At 71.9% G+C, this 16,648-nt stretch carries 21 protein-coding genes; 10 read left to right on the plus strand and 11 right to left on the minus strand.

Features of this window, described 5'->3' with window-relative positions:
- Positions 1 to 236: 236 nt before the first annotated feature.
- The 3 genes from HDA43_RS24935 (at position 237) to HDA43_RS24945 (ending at position 4,511) form a co-directional block, all read left to right on the plus strand.
- Complete coding sequence (locus HDA43_RS24935; RefSeq protein WP_179826471.1) at positions 237 to 1,907, plus strand: dolichyl-phosphate-mannose--protein mannosyltransferase; 1,671 nt, start codon at positions 237 to 239, stop codon at positions 1,905 to 1,907.
- 46 nt (positions 1,908 to 1,953) lie between these two features.
- Positions 1,954 to 3,234 (plus strand): hypothetical protein, encoded by a 1,281-nt coding sequence (locus HDA43_RS24940; protein ID WP_312873528.1) that lies wholly within the window; start codon positions 1,954 to 1,956, stop codon positions 3,232 to 3,234.
- 77 nt (positions 3,235 to 3,311) lie between these two features.
- Positions 3,312 to 4,511, plus strand: coding sequence for an AI-2E family transporter (locus HDA43_RS24945; RefSeq protein WP_312873529.1), 1,200 nt, complete (start codon positions 3,312 to 3,314; stop codon positions 4,509 to 4,511).
- A gap of 69 nt (positions 4,512 to 4,580) precedes the next feature.
- On the opposite strand, the gene HDA43_RS24950 is transcribed toward HDA43_RS24945, so the two are convergent.
- Positions 4,581 to 5,204 (minus strand): NAD(P)-dependent oxidoreductase, encoded by a 624-nt coding sequence (locus HDA43_RS24950; protein WP_179825650.1) that lies wholly within the window; start codon positions 5,202 to 5,204, stop codon positions 4,581 to 4,583.
- Positions 5,205 to 5,306: 102 nt separating this feature from the next.
- Here HDA43_RS24950 and HDA43_RS24955 point away from each other — a divergent pair, with 102 nt between their 5' ends.
- On the plus strand, positions 5,307 to 5,732 hold the full coding sequence (locus HDA43_RS24955; RefSeq protein WP_179825653.1) for a winged helix-turn-helix transcriptional regulator: 426 nt from the start codon (positions 5,307 to 5,309) through the stop codon (positions 5,730 to 5,732).
- 147 nt (positions 5,733 to 5,879) lie between these two features.
- On the opposite strand, the gene HDA43_RS24960 is transcribed toward HDA43_RS24955, so the two are convergent.
- On the minus strand, positions 5,880 to 6,938 hold the full coding sequence (locus HDA43_RS24960; protein ID WP_179825655.1) for an SMP-30/gluconolactonase/LRE family protein: 1,059 nt from the start codon (positions 6,936 to 6,938) through the stop codon (positions 5,880 to 5,882).
- A 108-nt stretch (positions 6,939 to 7,046) separates the two neighbouring features.
- Here HDA43_RS24960 and HDA43_RS24965 point away from each other — a divergent pair, with 108 nt between their 5' ends.
- Entirely contained in the window at positions 7,047 to 7,508 is a 462-nt protein-coding gene (locus tag HDA43_RS24965; protein WP_218912401.1) for a MarR family winged helix-turn-helix transcriptional regulator, read from the plus strand.
- A 109-nt stretch (positions 7,509 to 7,617) separates the two neighbouring features.
- Here the strand turns inward: HDA43_RS24965 and HDA43_RS24970 are convergent, their stop codons facing one another.
- On the minus strand, positions 7,618 to 8,133 hold the full coding sequence (locus HDA43_RS24970; RefSeq protein ID WP_246424503.1) for a DoxX family protein: 516 nt from the start codon (positions 8,131 to 8,133) through the stop codon (positions 7,618 to 7,620).
- A 129-nt stretch (positions 8,134 to 8,262) separates the two neighbouring features.
- Here HDA43_RS24970 and HDA43_RS24975 point away from each other — a divergent pair, with 129 nt between their 5' ends.
- Genes HDA43_RS24975 through HDA43_RS24985 form a run of 3 tightly spaced genes read left to right on the plus strand, consistent with a single transcriptional unit; the run spans position 8,263 to position 9,733 of the window.
- The gene (locus tag HDA43_RS24975; RefSeq protein ID WP_179825656.1) at positions 8,263 to 8,895 is read left to right on the plus strand and encodes a TetR/AcrR family transcriptional regulator; all 633 of its coding nucleotides are present in this window, start codon (positions 8,263 to 8,265) and stop codon (positions 8,893 to 8,895) included.
- A gap of 2 nt (positions 8,896 to 8,897) precedes the next feature.
- On the plus strand, positions 8,898 to 9,338 hold the full coding sequence (locus HDA43_RS24980) for an acyl-CoA thioesterase (RefSeq protein ID WP_179825658.1): 441 nt from the start codon (positions 8,898 to 8,900) through the stop codon (positions 9,336 to 9,338).
- On the plus strand, positions 9,332 to 9,733 hold the full coding sequence (locus tag HDA43_RS24985) for a hypothetical protein (RefSeq protein WP_179825660.1): 402 nt from the start codon (positions 9,332 to 9,334) through the stop codon (positions 9,731 to 9,733). Before HDA43_RS24980 ends, HDA43_RS24985 begins: the two co-directional genes overlap by 7 nt.
- Here the strand turns inward: HDA43_RS24985 and HDA43_RS24990 are convergent.
- From HDA43_RS24990 to HDA43_RS25010, 5 genes are all read right to left on the minus strand, one after another.
- Positions 9,690 to 9,959, minus strand: coding sequence for a hypothetical protein (locus tag HDA43_RS24990; protein ID WP_179825662.1), 270 nt, complete (start codon positions 9,957 to 9,959; stop codon positions 9,690 to 9,692). The two genes, HDA43_RS24985 and HDA43_RS24990, sit on opposite strands and share 44 nt — an antisense overlap.
- A 312-nt stretch (positions 9,960 to 10,271) precedes the next feature.
- Positions 10,272 to 10,961, minus strand: coding sequence for a hypothetical protein (locus HDA43_RS24995; protein ID WP_179825664.1), 690 nt, complete (start codon positions 10,959 to 10,961; stop codon positions 10,272 to 10,274).
- Positions 10,958 to 11,530 (minus strand): RNA polymerase sigma factor, encoded by a 573-nt coding sequence (locus tag HDA43_RS25000; protein WP_312873530.1) that lies wholly within the window; start codon positions 11,528 to 11,530, stop codon positions 10,958 to 10,960. Before HDA43_RS25000 ends, HDA43_RS24995 begins: the two co-directional genes overlap by 4 nt.
- 130 nt (positions 11,531 to 11,660) lie before the next feature.
- Positions 11,661 to 11,831 carry a GNAT family N-acetyltransferase gene (locus HDA43_RS25005; protein ID WP_179825666.1) on the minus strand — a complete coding sequence of 57 codons (171 nt, stop codon included), beginning with the start codon at positions 11,829 to 11,831 and terminating at the stop codon, positions 11,661 to 11,663.
- A 72-nt stretch (positions 11,832 to 11,903) separates the two neighbouring features.
- Positions 11,904 to 12,836 (minus strand): hypothetical protein, encoded by a 933-nt coding sequence (locus HDA43_RS25010; RefSeq protein ID WP_218912402.1) that lies wholly within the window; start codon positions 12,834 to 12,836, stop codon positions 11,904 to 11,906.
- A gap of 333 nt (positions 12,837 to 13,169) precedes the next feature.
- On the opposite strand from HDA43_RS25010, the gene HDA43_RS25015 reads away from it, so the two are divergent.
- Complete coding sequence (locus HDA43_RS25015; RefSeq protein ID WP_179825670.1) at positions 13,170 to 13,526, plus strand: helix-turn-helix domain-containing protein; 357 nt, start codon at positions 13,170 to 13,172, stop codon at positions 13,524 to 13,526.
- 27 nt (positions 13,527 to 13,553) lie between these two features.
- On the opposite strand, the gene HDA43_RS25020 is transcribed toward HDA43_RS25015, so the two are convergent.
- From HDA43_RS25020 to HDA43_RS25030, 3 genes are all read right to left on the minus strand, one after another.
- Positions 13,554 to 14,144 carry a ClpP family protease gene (locus HDA43_RS25020; RefSeq protein ID WP_179825672.1) on the minus strand — a complete coding sequence of 197 codons (591 nt, stop codon included), beginning with the start codon at positions 14,142 to 14,144 and terminating at the stop codon, positions 13,554 to 13,556.
- Entirely contained in the window at positions 14,141 to 14,767 is a 627-nt protein-coding gene (locus tag HDA43_RS25025) for a ClpP family protease (protein ID WP_179825674.1), read from the minus strand. Before HDA43_RS25025 ends, HDA43_RS25020 begins: the two co-directional genes overlap by 4 nt.
- Positions 14,768 to 15,231: 464 nt before the next feature.
- Positions 15,232 to 16,116 (minus strand): NAD(P)-dependent oxidoreductase, encoded by an 885-nt coding sequence (locus HDA43_RS25030; protein WP_179825676.1) that lies wholly within the window; start codon positions 16,114 to 16,116, stop codon positions 15,232 to 15,234.
- A 49-nt stretch (positions 16,117 to 16,165) separates the two neighbouring features.
- Here HDA43_RS25030 and HDA43_RS25035 point away from each other — a divergent pair, with 49 nt between their 5' ends.
- Positions 16,166 to 16,573 carry a MerR family transcriptional regulator gene (locus HDA43_RS25035; RefSeq protein ID WP_179825678.1) on the plus strand — a complete coding sequence of 136 codons (408 nt, stop codon included), beginning with the start codon at positions 16,166 to 16,168 and terminating at the stop codon, positions 16,571 to 16,573.
- The last annotated feature ends 75 nt before the right edge of the window (positions 16,574 to 16,648 follow it).

The raw sequence follows: 16,648 nt of genomic DNA on the forward strand, positions 1-16,648 counted from the left end.
GGCCCCCGCCCGGGGGATCGGCCCCCGTTCACCGGCGCTCGGGGCCGGTCCCCGACCGCAGAAGGACAGCGCACCCCAGGACCGCCCGTTCACCTGCGCGCGGAGGAGTCCCCGCCCGGGGACCGACCGGGAGGCCGTACCCGTTCACCGGCGCCGTCACGGGGGCGGGCCCGCCGGAGGACCGTCCCACCCGGCGGCCAACCCGGATCACCCGGGAATATCACCCTCAATTGGGCATGCGGCCGGGGTTTCCCTGGGTGGCCGGGCGGGGTGGCCCGTACGATGGCCGGGTGGCCGTGACCGATTTCACCAACAAGGGGTTCGAGCAGCCCGACCCCTCGCCGACCCGCGAATCGGCACGCTCCGTGCGCGACCGCCTGGTCCCGCCGATGCCCGGGAGCGCCCTGTGGGGATGGCTGGGCCCGGCGCTGGTGGCGGCGTTCGGTGCGATCCTGCGCTTCGTCGACCTGAGCCGCCCGAAGGCGGTCATGTTCGACGAGACGTACTACGCCAAGGACGGCTTCGCGCTGCTGAACTTCGGCACCGAGCACACCCCGGTGGACAACGCCAACGCGCTGCTGCTCCAGGGCAACACCGACATCTGGCAGCGGTGCGCGGCCGACCAGCTCGAGAAGTGCGCCTCCTACGTCGTCCACCCGCCCCTGGGCAAGTGGATGATCGCGCTGGGCGAGCAGATCTTCGGCATGACCCCGTTCGGCTGGCGCTTCGCCGCCGCCCTCACCGGCGTCGTGTCGATCCTCGTCATGGCCCGCGTCGCCCGCCGGATGACCCGCTCCACCCTGCTCGGCTGCCTCGCCGGGCTGCTGCTGGCGGTCGACGGCCAGCACTTCGTGCTGTCCCGCACCGCGCTGCTCGACATCTTCCTGATGTTCTGGGTGCTGGCCGGCTTCGCCTGCCTGGTCACCGACCGCGACCGGGCCCGCGCCCGCCTGGCCGCCTGGTACGAGACCTCCCCGCTCGACGAGCACGGCCCCTGGCTCGGCTGGCGCCCCTGGCGCATCGCGGCCGGCGTCTGCCTGGGGGCGGCCTGCGCCGTCAAGTGGTCCGGCATCTTCTTCCTGATCGCCCTCGCCATCATGTCCCTCGTCTGGGACGCCGGCGCCCGCAAGGCCGTCGGCCTGCGCAGGCCGTACGGCGGCGCGGCGAGCAAGGACCTGCCGACCGCGCTGACCGCCATGGCCCTCGCCCCCGCCGTCGCCTACATGGCCTCCTGGAGCGGCTGGTTCGCCACCGCCGGCGGCTGGGGCCGCAACTGGGAGCGCGCCACCTCCCACGGCCCCGCCTACTTCGTCTTCGACTCGATCCGATCGTGGCTCGCCTACCACTTCCAGGTCCTCGGCTTCCACAACGGCCTGTCCACCCCGCACAACTACCAGTCCGAGCCGTGGAGCTGGCCGCTGCTGCTGCGCCCGGTGGCGTTCTTCTACGAGTCGCCCAAGACCGGCTGCGGCGCGCAGAACTGCTCGCAGGCCGTCCTCGGGGTCGGCACCCCGATCATCTGGTACGGCGGGCTCGCCGCGCTCGTCGCCATGTTCACCTGGTACGTCTCGGCCCGCGACTGGCGGGCCGGGGCCGTGCTGCTCCCCTACATCGCGGGCTGGCTGCCCTGGTTCTACTGGGCGATCGCCGACAACCGCACGATGTTCCTGTTCTACACGGCCCCGATGGAGCCGTTCATGATCCTGGCACTGACCCTGGCCGCCGGGCTCGTCCTGGGCCGCGCGGACGCCCCGCCGCGCAGGCGTATGGTCGGAGGGGTGGTCGTCGGCTCCTTCACGCTGCTGGCGGTCCTCAACTTCTGGTGGCTGTACCCCGTCCTCACCGCCGAGATCATTCCCTACACGGACTGGAGCGCGCGGATGCTCTTCAAGAAGGGCTGGATCTGATCGTTCCCATGTGGTGCTCGGATGCGGATTTCCTAGGGTAGGCACGGTGCACGAACCACTGCGTCACCTCCATCGCCAGGGCAGGCCCGGCCACGGCAGGCTGCGGAGCGTGCCCGCGCCGGACGTTGCCGCGCTGCTGGCCGAGCTGGAGCGGTCCGAGCCCGGCCACGCCGGGCACGCCCGCGACGCGATCGACCGGCTCACCGGCGGCGAGCCGCTGGAGACCCTCACCGAGCTGACCGTGTGCGAGTTCCTCTGGTACACGCTGCCGACCCAGATCGCGGGTGACCGCGGGGCGGTCGCCACGGCGCTGGGCAGGCTGCTGGAGCTGGGCGGCCTCGGCCGCTACGCCGCGCTCTGCTCCTCGCCGCTCACCGCGCGGATCCTGCGGACCTACGAGCGGTCCGGCGAGGAGGCCGGGACGGCCGCCTGCCGGCGCGCCCTGGACGCCACCGGCCTGCTCCCGCCCGACCTCCCCGAGCTGCGGTGGAGCTCGATCATGGGTCCCGAGGAGCTGGGCGCGCACGGCGCCTGCTCGGCCGCGCTGGAGCTGGCCCGCGTCTGCGGGGAGCCGGCCGTGGACTCGGCCGCCGGGCGCGAGGCGCTGACCCGCCGCTGGCTGACCGAACCCCGCGCCGACCTCGGCGGCGACAGCTGGCTGCACCGGGTCCGGGGTGAGCGGCTCAACCGCTGGGTGCTGGGCCGGGGCGCCGCCTGGCGCGAGCTCGCCCAGCCCTTCGAGGCGCACCTGCACGCCCCGGTCCCGGCTCCGGCCGGAACATTCCTCGCCGCGCTGCGGTGGCTGCTGGAGCTGGGCCGCCGCCCCGACGGGATCCCGCTGCCCCAGGACCGCGACCCGGCCCGCCCGGCGCCCGACGGGAGCCGCTGGAGCGACGGGGAACTGGAGGCGGCCCGTGAGCTGGCCGAGGGACGCATGGGCGCGCTGCGCCGCGCGGGCCGGAGGCTGGTGACCACCCGGGAGGGGCGGCGCCTGCTCGGCGACCGCGATCTGCTGTGGGAGACGGCGTCCGCCGCGCTGCTGGCCCCCGCTCCCGGGGAGGACGCCTTCCGCGCCTCGGCCCGCGAGGCGGCGCTGATGCTGCTCGCCGAGGGGGCCCCCGCCGACCGCGACCGCGTCGCCGGGGTGGTCGGCCGCGGGGAGGGACGGGCCAGGGAGGTGGACGCCGTCCTGGCCGACCTCGCGCGGCGCCTGGCCGCCTTCGGGCTGCGGACCGGCGGGCGGCTGACCCCCGCGGGCCGCTCGGCGGCTCTGGCGGCGCTGCGCAGCCACGCCCTGCGTCCCCGCACGTACGCCAAGGCGTCATGACCGCTCCCAGTGCCGCCGGTGGTGGCCATCACCCGTTGAACCCGACTATTCGCCCAAACGACGGGCAGGTCCCCTCCGTGTCCGAGCACCACTCCCCCGCCCCCGAGGCCCCAGAAGCCCCCGACCCGGTCGCGGCCGACTCCGCCGACGCGGCCGGGCCCGCCGAGCCGATCCTCACCTCGGCCGGCCCCCTGCAGCCGCTCGACGCCCCCGAGGACCCGCCGGACCTGCCCTTCGGGCGGCCGGGCCGGTCCATGCGCAACCACCCGTTCGTGTTCGGCTTCACCGCCGCGCTCGGCGTGCTCACCGCCTGGTGGCTGGTGCAGGCCGTGATGAGCGCCAGCTCGGTGATCATACTGATCGTCGTCTCGCTCTTCCTCGCCATCGGCCTGAACCCGGCGGTCGAGGCCCTGCAACGGCGCGGCCTGCCCCGCATGGTGGCGATCACCGCGGTCTTCCTCTGCGTCACCGCCGTCTTCGTCGCCTTCGGCCTGGCCGTGGTGCCGCCGCTGACCACGCAGTCCACCGACTTCGTGGAGAAGCTCCCGCAGTACGTGCGGGAGCTGCAGGACAACCCGCTGATCCGCGACCTGGACGAGCGCTTCCAGATCCTGGAGCGGCTCCAGCAGTACGTGACGAGCGGTGACTTCGGCAGCCAGATGTTCGGCGGCGTGCTCGGCTTCGGCCAGGTGCTCATCGGGGCGGTCTTCAACTCCCTGACCGTGCTGGTCCTGACGCTGTACTTCCTGGGCTCCCTCAACTCCCTGAAGAAGATGGCCTACCGCCTGGTGCCGCGCTCCCGCCGTACCCGGGCGAGCCTGCTCGGCGACCAGATCATCGCCAGCATCGGCGGCTACGTCGCCGGGAACCTCATCATCTCCCTGATCGCCGGGGTGACGACCTTCTTCTTCCTGGTCCTCATGAAGGTCCCCTACGCCCTGGGGCTCTCCCTGATCGTGGCCCTGACCGACCTGATCCCGATGGTGGGCGCCTTCATCGGCGCGGGGATCGCCTCCCTGGTCGGGTTCTTCGTCTCGCCCACGGTCGGCATCGTCTGCATCGTCTTCTTCACCATCTACCAGCAGATCGAGAACTACTGGATCGCGCCGAGCGTGATGAAGAGCTCGGTGGACGTCCCACCGCTCGCCACGGTCGTCGGGGCGCTGCTCGGCGGCGCCCTGCTCGGCGTGGTGGGGGCGCTGCTGGGCATCCCGCTGGTCGCGGCCATCCTGCTCATCATCCGCGAGGTGATCATGCCCCGCCAGGAACAGGCCTGACCACGACGGGCGCCGCCCGCCCGGAGGCCCGGCGGCCCGGGGGGCTCGGGCCGCCGTGGGCCTCGGGCCTCATGCCTCCCGGACGCTGACGGCGGCGCGGCGGGTCCGGGGGGCCTCGACCTCGTCGAGCAGCGCGATCGCGAAGTCCGCGTAGGTGATGCGGCTGGCGGCGTCCCCGTGCTCGGCGACCCGGTACCGCCCCGTCGGGACGCCGCCGTGGTCGAAGTCGCCCGCGGGCGCGACGTACGCCCAGTCCGGCTCGCACGCCCGCAGCTCGTCGAGGCCCGCCGCGTGGCCGAGGTAGAAGGCGCGGTACTCGTTCGGGTAGCCGGGCTCGTCCATCAGCGGCACGCCGGACGCGCCGGGCAGGACGGACGCGAGGCCGACCACCACCAGACGGCCCACCCCCGCCTTCGCCAGGCCGGCCGACAGGGCGCGGGCCGAGGAGGTGAAGAAGTCGTGCGGCGGCACGGCCAGGTCCGCGGCGGCGCTGATCGCGGCGTCGTGCCCGGCGGCCACCCGCTCGACGCCCGCCTCGTCCACGACGTCGCCCGCCACCACCCGCGCGCCGGTCAGGTCGCCGTGGCGCGCGGGGTCGCGCACCACGGCGGTGACCCGGTGGCCGCGCCGGAGCCCCTCGGCGACGGCCTGCCGCCCGGCCCTGCCGCCCGCGCCGAAGATCACGATGTCCATGGGGGACCGCCTTTCACCGGGGCCGGGTCCCGTGCGCCCGGCCTGCTCGCGGACGCTATCCGCAGCCGCGGTTACCGCCGGGATACCGGCTATCGTGAGGTCATGAGGGAGCCTCTGCCCGCCGACATGTTCGACGAGCTGTGCCCGTCCCCGCTCAACCCGATCCGGTTCGGCGACAAGTGGGCGGCGCTCATCATCCGATGCCTCGAAGACGGGCCGCGCCGGTTCTCCGAGCTGCGCGTGCCGCTGCGTCGCGTCACCCCCAAGGTCCTCACCGGGTCGCTGCGCTCCCTGGAGCGCGGCGGCCTGGTCAGGCGCACCGTCCTCGCCGGCGCCACCCCGCACGTCGAGTACGAGCTGACCCCGCTGGGCCGCAGCATGCTCGTGCCGCTGGCGGCCGCGTGCGCCTGGACGGAGGAGCACTGGGACGAGCTGATCGACGCCCGCGAGTCGTACGACGACGCCTCCGGGCCGCGGCCCGCGCACGCCTACGCCCCCGGCCCGGCGGCCGGACGTCCCGGCGGGTGAGGCGGGGCCGGCTTCGCGACGCCCGCGCCGCGACCCCTGCCGGGACGTCCGGGCGGGTGAGGCCAGGCTGATTTCACGACGCCCGCGCCGGGCCCCTGCCGGGGACATTCGGGCGGCTGAGGCGGGGCCGCCCGGGCTCCTGAGGGCTCAGATGCCGTGCACGGCGGCGACGGTGAAGGGCGTCTCCGGGGTTCCCTCCCCCATCGGGCCGCCCTTGTCGAACTGCGAGCGGACCACGTAAAGGGTCCCGCGGACCCGTACCAGTGTCGTCGGGAGCCGCAGTTCCTCGTCGGCCGCCCGCCGCTCCAGCCGGGCCGAGGAGCCGTTCCGGGAAACCCGCCACCGGCTGATGGCGTCGTCGGTGTTGTGGACGGCCCAGAGCGTGCCGTCCCGCAGCTCCAGCCCGTCGGCGTGGAGCAGGTCGCCGCCGCGCAGCGCGACCCGGCGGATCGCGCCGGAGGCGACGTCGAGGCGGTAGAGGTCACCACCGGTCGTGTCCACGACCAGCAGGTACCGCCCGGACGGGCCGGCGACGATCCCGTTCAGGGTGTACGCGCCGGGCGCGTGGGCGTCGAGGAGATCGCCCAGGTCGAATCGGGGGGTGAGCGCCACGGGTTCGTCTCCCGCGCCGGCCAGTTGCCGGGGCGTGACCCGGTAGACCATGGCGCGGGCGCTGTCGGTCAGGTAGGCGCTGCCGTCCGGGGTGACGGCGAGATCGTTGACGAAGCGCGCGCCCTCCTCCGGGACCACGAAGCGGGCCAGCAGGCGGCGGCTGCGCGTGTCGTACACGGAGACCCCGGTGGTGGAGTCGGTCACCCACAGCCGCCCGAACCGGTCGGCCTTCAGCCCGTTGGCGGTGTGCCGGCCGTCCGCGCCCGCCGGCAGGAAGATCTGGGCCGTGCGCCGTCCCGGGGTCATCTTGAAGACCGTCCCGTCGGTGAACGACCCGGCGTAGAGGTCTCCGGTGCGCGGGTCGGCGGCGATGCCCTCCGGGTAGACCCGCTCCCCCGGCAACTCGTACGCGGTGGAGATCCGGAGGCGCGCTCCGGAGGGGGCCGACGCGGGCCGGTCGGCCGCGGCGGCCGGGGACGGGCCGGCCGCGGCGGTGGGGGCCGCCTGGGCCGCCGGGGCGCAGGCGAGGGCGGCGGCGAGAACCGCGGTCGCGACGGTGACGGACCTGCGAGCTCGGAACACGGGCTTCTCCATTCGACCGCTCAAGGTACTTAGATGTCTATCTCCAAATCGACCTCTAACGATAATTAGAACTCTAATGATCGTCAATCCGCGAATCCTCCAGGCCGTTAACATGCGGGAATGACCTCGATGCCGGTTCCGGAGCGCCTGGGATCCCACCTCAAGCGGGCGGCGCAGGCGCTCACCGCGGCCAAGCAGTCCGCACTGAAGCCGGCCCACCTGACGGTGTCGCAGTACGCGGCGTTGCTGCACCTGTCGCGGAACCCCGGGATCTCGGCCGCCGCGCTCGCCCGGGCGTGCGCGGTCACCCCGCCGACCATGAACACCGTGCTCAAGAACCTCCAGGAGAACGGCCTGATCGAGCGCACCCCGCACGAGTGGCACCGGAACATCCTGGAGACCCGGCTCACCGAGAAGGGCGAGCGGGTGCTGGCCGACGGGGACGCCCGCGCGGTGCGGGTCGAGCGGGGACTCGCCGCCGAGTTCAGCCCGGAGGAGCGGGAGACGCTGGTCGCCCTGCTGGGCCGCTGCATCGAGTTCCTCCAGTCGGCCCGCTCCGACCAGCCGGGCGAGCGCGGCTGACAGGACGGACCCGGCCGTTCCGGCCCCCACGCCGGGACGGCCGGGCGAGACGGGTCCCCGGCCGGCGGGACCATCCGTCCCGCCGGGCGCCCCGGAGAGGGCGGGGACCTCAGAGCGCCGGGGACGCGCCGCCCACGGGGGCCGTACGGGCGGCACGCCTCTCCAGGACGCCCGCGGCCCAGAGCGCCACGCCGATGTAGAGGATCTGCTCGGGGACGCGCTGCCACAGCGGCGTCGCCGGCTCTCCGCCGAGGGTCGTCCCGGCCAGCGCGGCGTGGACGTTGGCCGGGAGCATGAGCACGAACAGCAGTGCCAGGCAGATCCCGGCCGCCCGCCGGGTGACCGGCAGCGCGAGACCCACCGCCCCGGCCAGCTCCAGGACGCCGGTCAGGTAGACCACGAAGGCCGGGAACGGGACGAACGGCGGGACCATCGCCACCATGTCGGCGTGGTTCGGCATGAAGGTCACGCCCGGCGGGACGAAGTGGGCACTGGCCGTCATCACCAGCATGACGGCCAGGCCGTGCGCGGCGCCCACCCGCCAGGTGGCGAAACGGTCCAGGTGGAGCACCGCGCCCAGCAGGCGGAAGACCAGCGTGGCCACGATGAGGACGATCAACGTCATGAGACTCGCTCCTTTTGGATAGTTACAGTATCCAATTATGGATAGTTTTACTATCTAATGGAAGTCCCGGCGGACGGGATCTCCCGCGGAGATATACAAACGATCGGTCGTTAATGTAGTTTGGCGCCCATGACACACGACGGCCGACGGCTGCGCGGGTCACGCAGCCGGGAGGCGATCCTGGAGCGGACGGTGAGCCTGGCCTCCGTCGAGGGACTGGACGGGCTCTCCCTGGGACGGCTGGCGGCTGCGACCGGCACCAGCAAGTCCGGATTCTTCGCCCACTGGCGCGACAAGGAGCAACTCCAGCTCGACGCCGTCGAATGGGCCGCCCGCCAGTGGACCGAGTTGGTGGTGGCGCCCGCCCTGCGGGCCCCCGCCGGTGTGCGGCGGCTGTTCGCGCTGCACGAGGCGCGGCTGAAGTTCTACAGCGACGGCGTGCTGCCCGGCGGATGCTTCTTCTTCGCCGTGCATGCCGAGTTCGACGACCGCCCCGGGCCGGTGCACGACCGCATCGCGCGGGCCATGCGCGATTGGCTGAAGTTCGTCCGGCGGCAGGTGGACGAGGCCGTGGCGCTGGGCGAACTGGCCGGGAGCACGGACCCTGCCCAGCTCGCGTACGAGATCGACGCGCTCGGCGAGATGGTCGTCCCGCACTCCCGCCTGCACGAAGGACAGGCCGTGTTCGCCCACGCCCGCCGCGCCGTACTGCAACGCCTGCGCGCGCTCTGCCCGCATCCCGATCTTCTCCCGGAGGACTGACCATGACTGAAGACGGTGTTTTCGAACCGGTCCAGGTGCATTTCGATGATCTCGACGCCATGGGGCTGCTGCACAACTCCCGGTACGCCCTGCTCGTCGAGCGGGCGGTCGGCACGTACTGGCAGCGCCTGGGCTGGGCGGCGGACCCGGCCCGGTCGGTGTTCAAGGACGTGTTCCTGGCCGTGCGCGAGTTCAAGGTGACCTACCACGTCCCCATCGCCGGGGCCGGTGAGCCCGTGGTGCAGTTCTGGATCGAGCGCCTGGGCCGCACCAGCAACATGTACGGCTTCCGCGTGCTGTCGCCCGACCGCGCGGTGGTGCACGCCGACGGCTACCGCGTCAACGTCAACCTGGACCCGGCCACGCTGCGGCCGACGCCGCTCAGCGACGAGCTGCGCGCCGCCGCCGAACCCCTGCTCCGCCGTACGGCGGCGGCGTGCTGAGGACCCGCTGGATCGCCGGTCCGGCGGCCGGCCACCCGGGCCCGCTGGTGGCCGCGCTGACGGACTACCGGACGAACCGGCTCCTCGACCTGCCCGGGATCGCCCGGCACGGCCTCTCGCTGAGCCGCCTGTGGCCGACCCTGCCGGGCGCGGTGGGCATGTGGCTGTGGGCGGACCTTCCCGGACGCCGGGTCGGTTCGCTGTCGGTGTGGCGCGAGGAGGACGATCTCCAGGCGTTCGTACGGCTGCGCGCACACATGCGGATCATGCGTGAGTACCGCCACCGGGGCGTGCTCCGCTCCCGTACCTGGCAGATCGACGGCCTGGACCAGGTCGTCCCGCCGGGTCCGGCTATGCCGCCTCGGCGGCCTGCCCGGCCCCGCGCAGGACACTAGAGCGCCGCTGACCGGCCAGGAGGTGCCCGGCCCCGATGACGAGCACGATGGGCCAGTCGATGATCTCCAGGGCTCCCAGCGCGCCCAGCACCGCGTAGAAAGCGAGGTGCTCCGGAGGCGGAAGGTTCACCTTGCCGATCACCGGCACGGTGACGTGCAAATCCTGGAGCTTGCCGAGTCCGCCGCCCCGCTTGCCGGGCGCAGCCGATGTGGATCTCGCCGCCATGATGGCCTCCATCGGATCTGGCGAGGGGGCTACCGGGTCCGCCCGGCGGAGAAGTCGCTTCCCCCGCGACGGCCCGCGTGTTCGGAACGGGCAGGGCTTGTCCGTCGCCCACCTCGGGCCCACCTCGGCCGAGGGAGGCGAGAGCCGCTCCCTCGGAGCGCGGAGGAGTCACGAATCAGGGTCCCTCAGCTGGGATGCCCGCTCCCCCGCGAGCCGTAACACGGCCGCCGGGAGCTTTACGGTCGCCCGCCGGCGCGTCGACCGGCGGGCGTGAGAGGGGCGCGCGGTGAGCCCTCGGTCACCCGGCCGGGGTCAGCCACCCGCGGGCGGGAACGCCTCCGGGTTCTTCAGCGGATCGATCGGGGCGTCCCAGGACGGGTCGTCGACGAGCACGCAGGGCTTCACCGGGCCGTCGGTGACCTGGAAGAGGTACTGCCACAGGGCTCTCGGCTTCTCCGGTCCCGAGGTCTGGTCCTCGTTCTCGGTGAACTCCATGACCACGGTCCAGTCCGGCTTGATCCTGTCCGGATAGATCCTCAGGCCACCACCCGGCATCCTGTCGTGCGCGCGCGCGGAGGGCGTGTTCTCGATCGCCTTCCTCACCCGGTCCCGGACCGCCGGGTCCTTGCTCCGCAGTTCCTCGGGCGTGACACGCGGCTCTCCGATGGTGGAGAAACGACCCGGAGCGCACTTCTTGCCCGGCTTGACGTATGAGACGTCCGCCGTCACGCCCAGCTCGTCGAGATCCCGCTCGACCTGTTCCGGGTTCCGGAACTCGTTGATCTTCAGGGCGATGGACCCGTCGGGGTTCCGGGTCAGCGCGTACGCCGCGTTCTCCGTCCCGGTGACCATCGGCACGGCCACCAGCGCCGCGGCGGCCACGCCCGCGACCGCGACCACCGCCGGCAGGCGACGCCGCAGGGGGCCGCGGGCGGGCCTCCGTGCCGCCCGCTCGTTCATCTCGGTCTTGAGCTCCATGAGCAGTCTCTCCTCGAAGTTCATCGGAGTCCTTCCATGACCGTGGGGGAGATGACGCCGGGAATGCGGCGCAGTGCCTTGCGGGCGCGGTGCAGCCGGACCCTGGTGGTCCCCTGCCGGATGCCCAGCGCGGCGGCCGCCTCGGGGACGGAGAGCTGGTCGACGACGACCAGCTCCAGGACGGCGCGCTCGCTGTCGGGCAGACCGGCCATGGCCTCGAAGGCCCGCCGGGCCGGACTCTCCGCGTCCAGACGCTCCTCCATCCGCGACAGGTCGTCCGCGTCGAGGAGCCGCCGCCCGCTGATCCTGGTGGCCAGCCGCAGCTCGCTCACCGCCCGCCGCCGTTCGGCGGACAGGGTGTTGCGTGCCACGCCGTACAGCCAGCCGATCTCACTGCCCAGGCCGGAGCGGTAGGTGTGCGCCGAGTCGAGCACCGCGACGAAGACCTCCGCGACCAGGTCGGCGACCGTGTGGGGGTCGTCCACCCGGCGGGCCATGAACCGCGTGACCGCTTCGACATGGCACCGGTAGAAGGCTTCGAATGCCTCGGGGTCGGTGGAGATCCCCACCGGCCCCGTTCGTCTGAAGCGCACCGGCCGTGCTCCCTTCGTCGTCCTCCCGAACACGCCAATGCTTGGAAGAAGACCGACGAAGCGTTACATGGTCAGAGAAAGGCCCTTTCCGGTGAGTTGCTCCCCGATGCCGCACCGCGGCGGGGCGTGATCACGCGGCACCGGGGCCGTCCGCCGCGGAGCCGGTCCGCGTCCGCCTCCCCGCCTCGTCCCGGAGTGGAGAGCCGACCCAGACGTCGACGCGCATGCCCCGATGGAGGAGACGCCTGCGAAGCGTCGCCTCGACCACGAACCCCGCCTTCTCGGCGACCCGTCTCGACACCGTGTTCCCGACTTCGCACCGCTCACCGCGGTCCGGTCCGCATGCGCCGGTGTGCGATCCGCGCCCGCGGGGTCAGCCTCGCCACCAGTCGAGCACCCTGAGCGCGCGGAGGGTGTTCCAGCGGCTCGGCTTCCCCACGCCCTCCTCGAAGGCGAAGTGGACGCGGCCCGGGTGGACGCGGTCGAGCGGCCAGCGGCCGTCGGGCCGCCGCCTGGAGCGGACGACCTCCACGGCCTCCGCCATCCGGGGATCCGGTTCGGCCCCCGAGCGCCTGAAGTAGTCGAGCGCGCGCAGCACGTCGTGGTGCCAGTAGTACGGGAAGGCGAAGTCGAGGTACGCCGCGTCGGCGACCTCCCCGGTGCTCCTGCGGCGGAACAGGCCGCGTTCGAGCAGGTACTCCTCCCCGCCGCGTCGCGCCCGGCGCACCACGGCGGACCCGCCGGTCGCGCGCTCGAATTCGAGCAGGCCGTCCAGCACGTTGATCGTCGTGTCGAACGAGGAGCGCACGGATCCGTTCTCGGCCTCGCAGTTCCATCCGCCGTCGGCGAGCCGTTCACCGATGACCCGCTCCACGATCGCCGAGACGTCCACCCCGAAGTAGGCGCCGGTCTCGATCGTCCTGCCGTTGATGCACGGCTCGACCTCGCCGTCGAAGTACCGCTGCCCGGCGTGCTCCCATCGCCCGTGTCGGGCGACGAGCGGGATCGCGCGGCGTGCCGCCTCCGACGCCGGGTCGAGCCCGAGGATCCGCAGCGTCTGGAGGGTGTGCATCGTCGGCGTCCAGGGCTGCCCGGGTTCGCCGCCGGTGTAGGACGCCGGGAAGCAGGCGCCGCCGTCCCACAACCCGTCGGGGCCCTGAAGCGCCAGGAGACGGGCGCCCCAGCCCTCGTGCTCCACGCGCGCCCGCTCGGCGGCGACCTCGTCGGGCGAGGAGCCGGTGAGGTCGCGCGACACCTGCCAGCGGATGGCGGGGTCGGATTCGAACAACCAATCGATCACGCTCACCGCTGCACCATAAGCCATCCGGACCGCCCGTTCACGGAATACGAGAAGTTCGGCCCCGGCCGCCGAGATCACGAGTGACGGTTCGGGGTCCATCGCGGGCTCCCCGGCAAAACCACGAACGTGGGCCGTCCCCGCGGAGACGGCCGAGGACGCGTGGTCGCACGGCAACGCAGGAGGCCGCTCCCGATCCCTCGGGAACGGCCTCTGACCTGGGTCGCGTCCACACGGGTCGCGATCCTCACCGGCCCCGAGGACGGTACGGAGGAGGCGGGGACGGTTCCGCTCTGCGCGAAGCCGGCAGAACTCGAATGCGTCGTCTCCCTATGGTGAGGTATGGCCTTCTCTGTCCCGCCGCTACGTCCGGCGACCGATCGGACCGCCCCCAAGCCGTCTCCGGCTCGCGAGCCGCTGTGGCGGCACGTGCTCGGTGAGCGTCTCAGAGGTCTTCGTCACGAGCGGGGCGAGAAGCTGAGCGAGACGGCGCGTCGCGCCGGCGTCTCGCCGCAGTATCTCTCCGAGATGGAACGGGGCGTCAAAGAGCCGTCGAGCGAAATGATCGCCGCGGTCGCCGGCGCGCTGGACGTCACCCTGGTCGATCTGACCCTTGCCGTCGCCGAGAGCCTGCGGTCCGCTCAGAACAGCACGTCGAGGGGTGCCACCTGCTCGGCGGCGTACGCCCTGGCCGCGTAGCGCGGCCCGCCGGGATCATTCACGGGCCTATGAGCGCTCCTCGATGATCTGATCGAGGAGCCCGTACTCCAGGGCCGCGGTCGCGGTGAACACGCGATCGTGATCGGTGTCGGCGCGCAGGGTCTCGACGGTCTGGCCCGTGTGCCGTGACAGTATGCGCTCGATGTCCGCTCGGATACGCACGACCTCGTCGGCTTGCAGGATGAGATCGGGGATCGTTCCGCGCCCTTGGGCGGCCGGCTGGTGCAGGATCACCCGTGCGTGCGGGAGGGCGGCGCGTTTTCCTTCGGCGCCCGCGGCGAGAAGGACGGCGCCCACCGCGATGGCCTGCCCGACGCAGGTCGTCTCGACCCGCGGGCGGATATAGCGCATGGTGTCATATATCGCGAGCATCGCACTCGGGTCCCCGCCCTCACAGTTGATATAGAACTGTATGCCGGCCTCGGGGTTATCGGACTCCAGAAAAATAAGCTGTGCGATGAGCGCGTTCGCGACGCCCGCATCGATCGCGGTCCCCAGATAGACGATCCGCTCGGTGAGAAGATGCGAATAGACATCCATGATCCGCTCGCCACGAGGATTCTGGGCGATGACGTTGGGGATCGTGTACGTGCTCACTTACCGACTCCTTCGGTGACGCCGAATCCGGACCGTGGACGGCTGCGTGGCGCTATTTCGTCGAAACTCTGGACGATCGCGTCGATGAAGCCGTAGTCCAGAGCCTCCTGCGCCGTGTACCAGCGATCGTGCAGGGAGTCCTCGAATATGCGCTCCACGGGCTGACCCGTGTCCTCGGCGATGAGACCGAGCACCGTGTCGCGAGTGTGCCGGAGGTCGTCGGCCTGCAGCTCGATGTCGACCGCGGTGCCACCGATCCCGGCCGATCCCTGGTGCATCAGGACACGTGCGTGCGGCAGGGCGCGGCGCTTCCCCCGGGTACCCGACGACAGCAGGAACTGCCCGGCGCTGTATGCGATACCCATCGCGAGGGTCGACACGTCGCAGGGAATGAGCCGCATGATGTCGCGGATCGCGAGCATCGATGGAACCGAGCCGCCCGGGGAATGAATCCACAATGCGATATCGGCCGACGCGTCCTGTGTGGCGAGTGCTATCAACTGCGTGGCGATCAACGTCCCGTTGTCGTCATCGAGAGGACCGTCGAGAACGAGAACACGCTCTTCGTAAAGCTGACGTCTCACCCGCGCGTCGAAAAGTGGAAGTTTCGATTCTTCGCCCATGCGTCCATCATGTGGGGCGTTCTGTATCGACGTCGACGCGATCCGCCTGCGGCAGCTCTGCTCTGAGCAGCGCGGACCCGGTTCCCGGCCCGGCCGGACGCGTCCGGCTCGTCCTCGCAGGAGGCGAAGAACGGCGGATCCCGCCCTCCTCGTACTCCTCCGGGAAGCACCGGACCGACGCCGAAGCCGGCCCGAGCTCCGCTTCGGGCACCTGATCCACCAGGTGGTGAGGCTCCTCGCACAGGGCACCCGTGCCTTCACGCGTGGGCGGGCAGCCCTCGGCACACCCTGTCTTTGAGGAAGCGCCCAAGGCCCGACTCCACGAGCTGGAGCCGGGCCTTTCTGACGGGGTGTTCACGAGTGATGGGAGCCGGGATGGGCCGGAGCCCTAGGAGATCGCTTCCCGCGGTCCCCGCACGGAGTCGACTTCACCGGGCCCGCGGAGAACCCGGTGCCGGAGCTGGTCAGTCCTTGCGGGGTCTGCTGAACTCCTCGATCAGCACGGGATACTGCTCCCCACCGTGCCCGGCGGCGATCGAGCGGTCGGCCATCGCCTTGATCAACTTTGGCAGTTCGGCGTTGACACCCACCGCCTCGCTCTCCTCGATCAGGTGCGCCATCGCCCGCGCGTCGGTCTCCAGGGCCGACACCTCGGCCGGGAAGGAGCCGCTGTCGATCTGCTCGGCGTACCCGGGCAGCCATTCGGCGACAGTGGCGGCGATCTGCCGCGCGAACGGCGCATACGTCGCGGCGTCGACTCCGGCCGTCCTGAGCAGGGCGGTGCCCTGGAGCCAGGCGTTCAGGACGCTCCACATCATGGCGAGGCCGGCCACGTCGTACAGGGACGCCAGCCCGTGGTCCGCGCCGAGGTAGGTGACGGTGCCGAGCGCGTCGAGCGTCGGCCTGTACGCCTCGAAGTCCGGCTGCGGCCCGCTGTGCAGAATCACCGCCTCGGCGGTCCCGATCGCCGATGGGATGGCCATTATGGCGCCGTCCAGGTAGTGGGCGCCGCGTTGCGCGGCCCATCGGGCGGCTTCCCTGGCCTGGGTCGAGTCGCCCGAGGTCAGGTTGACCAACGTCTTGCCGTCCAGCTCGCCATCGCTCGCGCCGAGCAGTTCGTACATGGCCTGGTAGTCGGTGACGCAGATGATCGTCAGGGAGCTCGCCCCGAGCGCGTCGCCGACCGTCGGCGCCGGCCGGGCGCCCTCGGCCACCAACCGGTCGGCCTTGGAGGTCGTGCGGTTCCACACGGTCGTGGGGTGCCCGGCTCTCAGGAACGCGCCGGCGAGCGCCCGGCCCATCAGCCCGAGTCCGATGACCGTCACGGGTGTATCGGTTCTGCTGTTCATGGCAGCATCGTCAGCGTTGATACCGGTATGAAGGTCAAGTGAGGGTTCGATGCTGATCGGGGAGCTGAGTCGTCGGACGGGCGTGAACACCCATCAGTTGCGTTACTACGAAGCCCAGGGTCTGCTGGAGGCGGACCGCGGCGCGAACGGTTACCGCGAGTACGACGAGAGCGCCGTACTGCGGGTGAAGCAGATCCGGCACCTGCTCGGCGCGGGCCTGTCCTCCGAGGACATCGCGTACCTGCTGCCCTGCGCGGTCGGAGAAGCACCGGAGCTACTCGGATGTCCCGAGTTGCTGGCCGCGATGCGGTCACGGCTGCGGCGACTGGACGATCAGATGGACAGGCTCGCCCGATCCCGCGACGCCCTTGCCGACTACATCGACGCGGCCGAACGAATGGCCGGCGAGAGCTATCCCCCCTTCGAAGCCCCTGACCAGGAGCCCGTCCCCGCCTGAGCCTGTGCTTCCCGCCCGCCCTCGTCCCGCTCGGCCTCGCCCCCGCGGCGGCCGGCCCGACCCAGGGGATGATCA

The sequence above is a fragment of the Streptosporangium sandarakinum genome, from assembly GCF_013409935.1.
GTDB classification, from domain to species: Bacteria; Actinomycetota; Actinomycetes; order Streptosporangiales; family Streptosporangiaceae; genus Streptosporangium; species Streptosporangium nondiastaticum.

Excerpts from the sequence above, each read along its gene's own strand:
- HDA43_RS24955 (WP_179825653.1), top strand. The coding sequence starts at position 5,307 with ATGAGGGAGCCTCTGCCCGCCGACATGTTCGACGAGCTGTGCCCGTCC.
- HDA43_RS25015 (WP_179825670.1), top strand. The coding sequence starts at position 13,170 with ATGGCCTTCTCTGTCCCGCCGCTACGTCCGGCGACCGATCGGACCGCC.
- HDA43_RS24990 (WP_179825662.1), bottom strand. The coding sequence starts at position 9,959 with ATGGCGGCGAGATCCACATCGGCTGCGCCCGGCAAGCGGGGCGGCGGA.
- HDA43_RS24970 (WP_246424503.1), bottom strand. The coding sequence starts at position 8,133 with ATGACGTTGATCGTCCTCATCGTGGCCACGCTGGTCTTCCGCCTGCTG.
- HDA43_RS24935 (WP_179826471.1), top strand. The coding sequence starts at position 237 with ATGCGGCCGGGGTTTCCCTGGGTGGCCGGGCGGGGTGGCCCGTACGAT.
- HDA43_RS24965 (WP_218912401.1), top strand. The coding sequence starts at position 7,047 with ATGACCTCGATGCCGGTTCCGGAGCGCCTGGGATCCCACCTCAAGCGG.
- HDA43_RS25035 (WP_179825678.1), top strand. The coding sequence starts at position 16,166 with ATGCTGATCGGGGAGCTGAGTCGTCGGACGGGCGTGAACACCCATCAG.
- HDA43_RS24960 (WP_179825655.1), bottom strand. The coding sequence starts at position 6,938 with ATGGAGAAGCCCGTGTTCCGAGCTCGCAGGTCCGTCACCGTCGCGACC.
- HDA43_RS25025 (WP_179825674.1), bottom strand. The coding sequence starts at position 14,767 with ATGGGCGAAGAATCGAAACTTCCACTTTTCGACGCGCGGGTGAGACGT.
- HDA43_RS24980 (WP_179825658.1), top strand. The coding sequence starts at position 8,898 with ATGACTGAAGACGGTGTTTTCGAACCGGTCCAGGTGCATTTCGATGAT.
- HDA43_RS24950 (WP_179825650.1), bottom strand. The coding sequence starts at position 5,204 with ATGGACATCGTGATCTTCGGCGCGGGCGGCAGGGCCGGGCGGCAGGCC.
- HDA43_RS25030 (WP_179825676.1), bottom strand. The coding sequence starts at position 16,116 with ATGAACAGCAGAACCGATACACCCGTGACGGTCATCGGACTCGGGCTG.
- HDA43_RS24975 (WP_179825656.1), top strand. The coding sequence starts at position 8,263 with ATGACACACGACGGCCGACGGCTGCGCGGGTCACGCAGCCGGGAGGCG.
- HDA43_RS24995 (WP_179825664.1), bottom strand. The coding sequence starts at position 10,961 with ATGAACTTCGAGGAGAGACTGCTCATGGAGCTCAAGACCGAGATGAAC.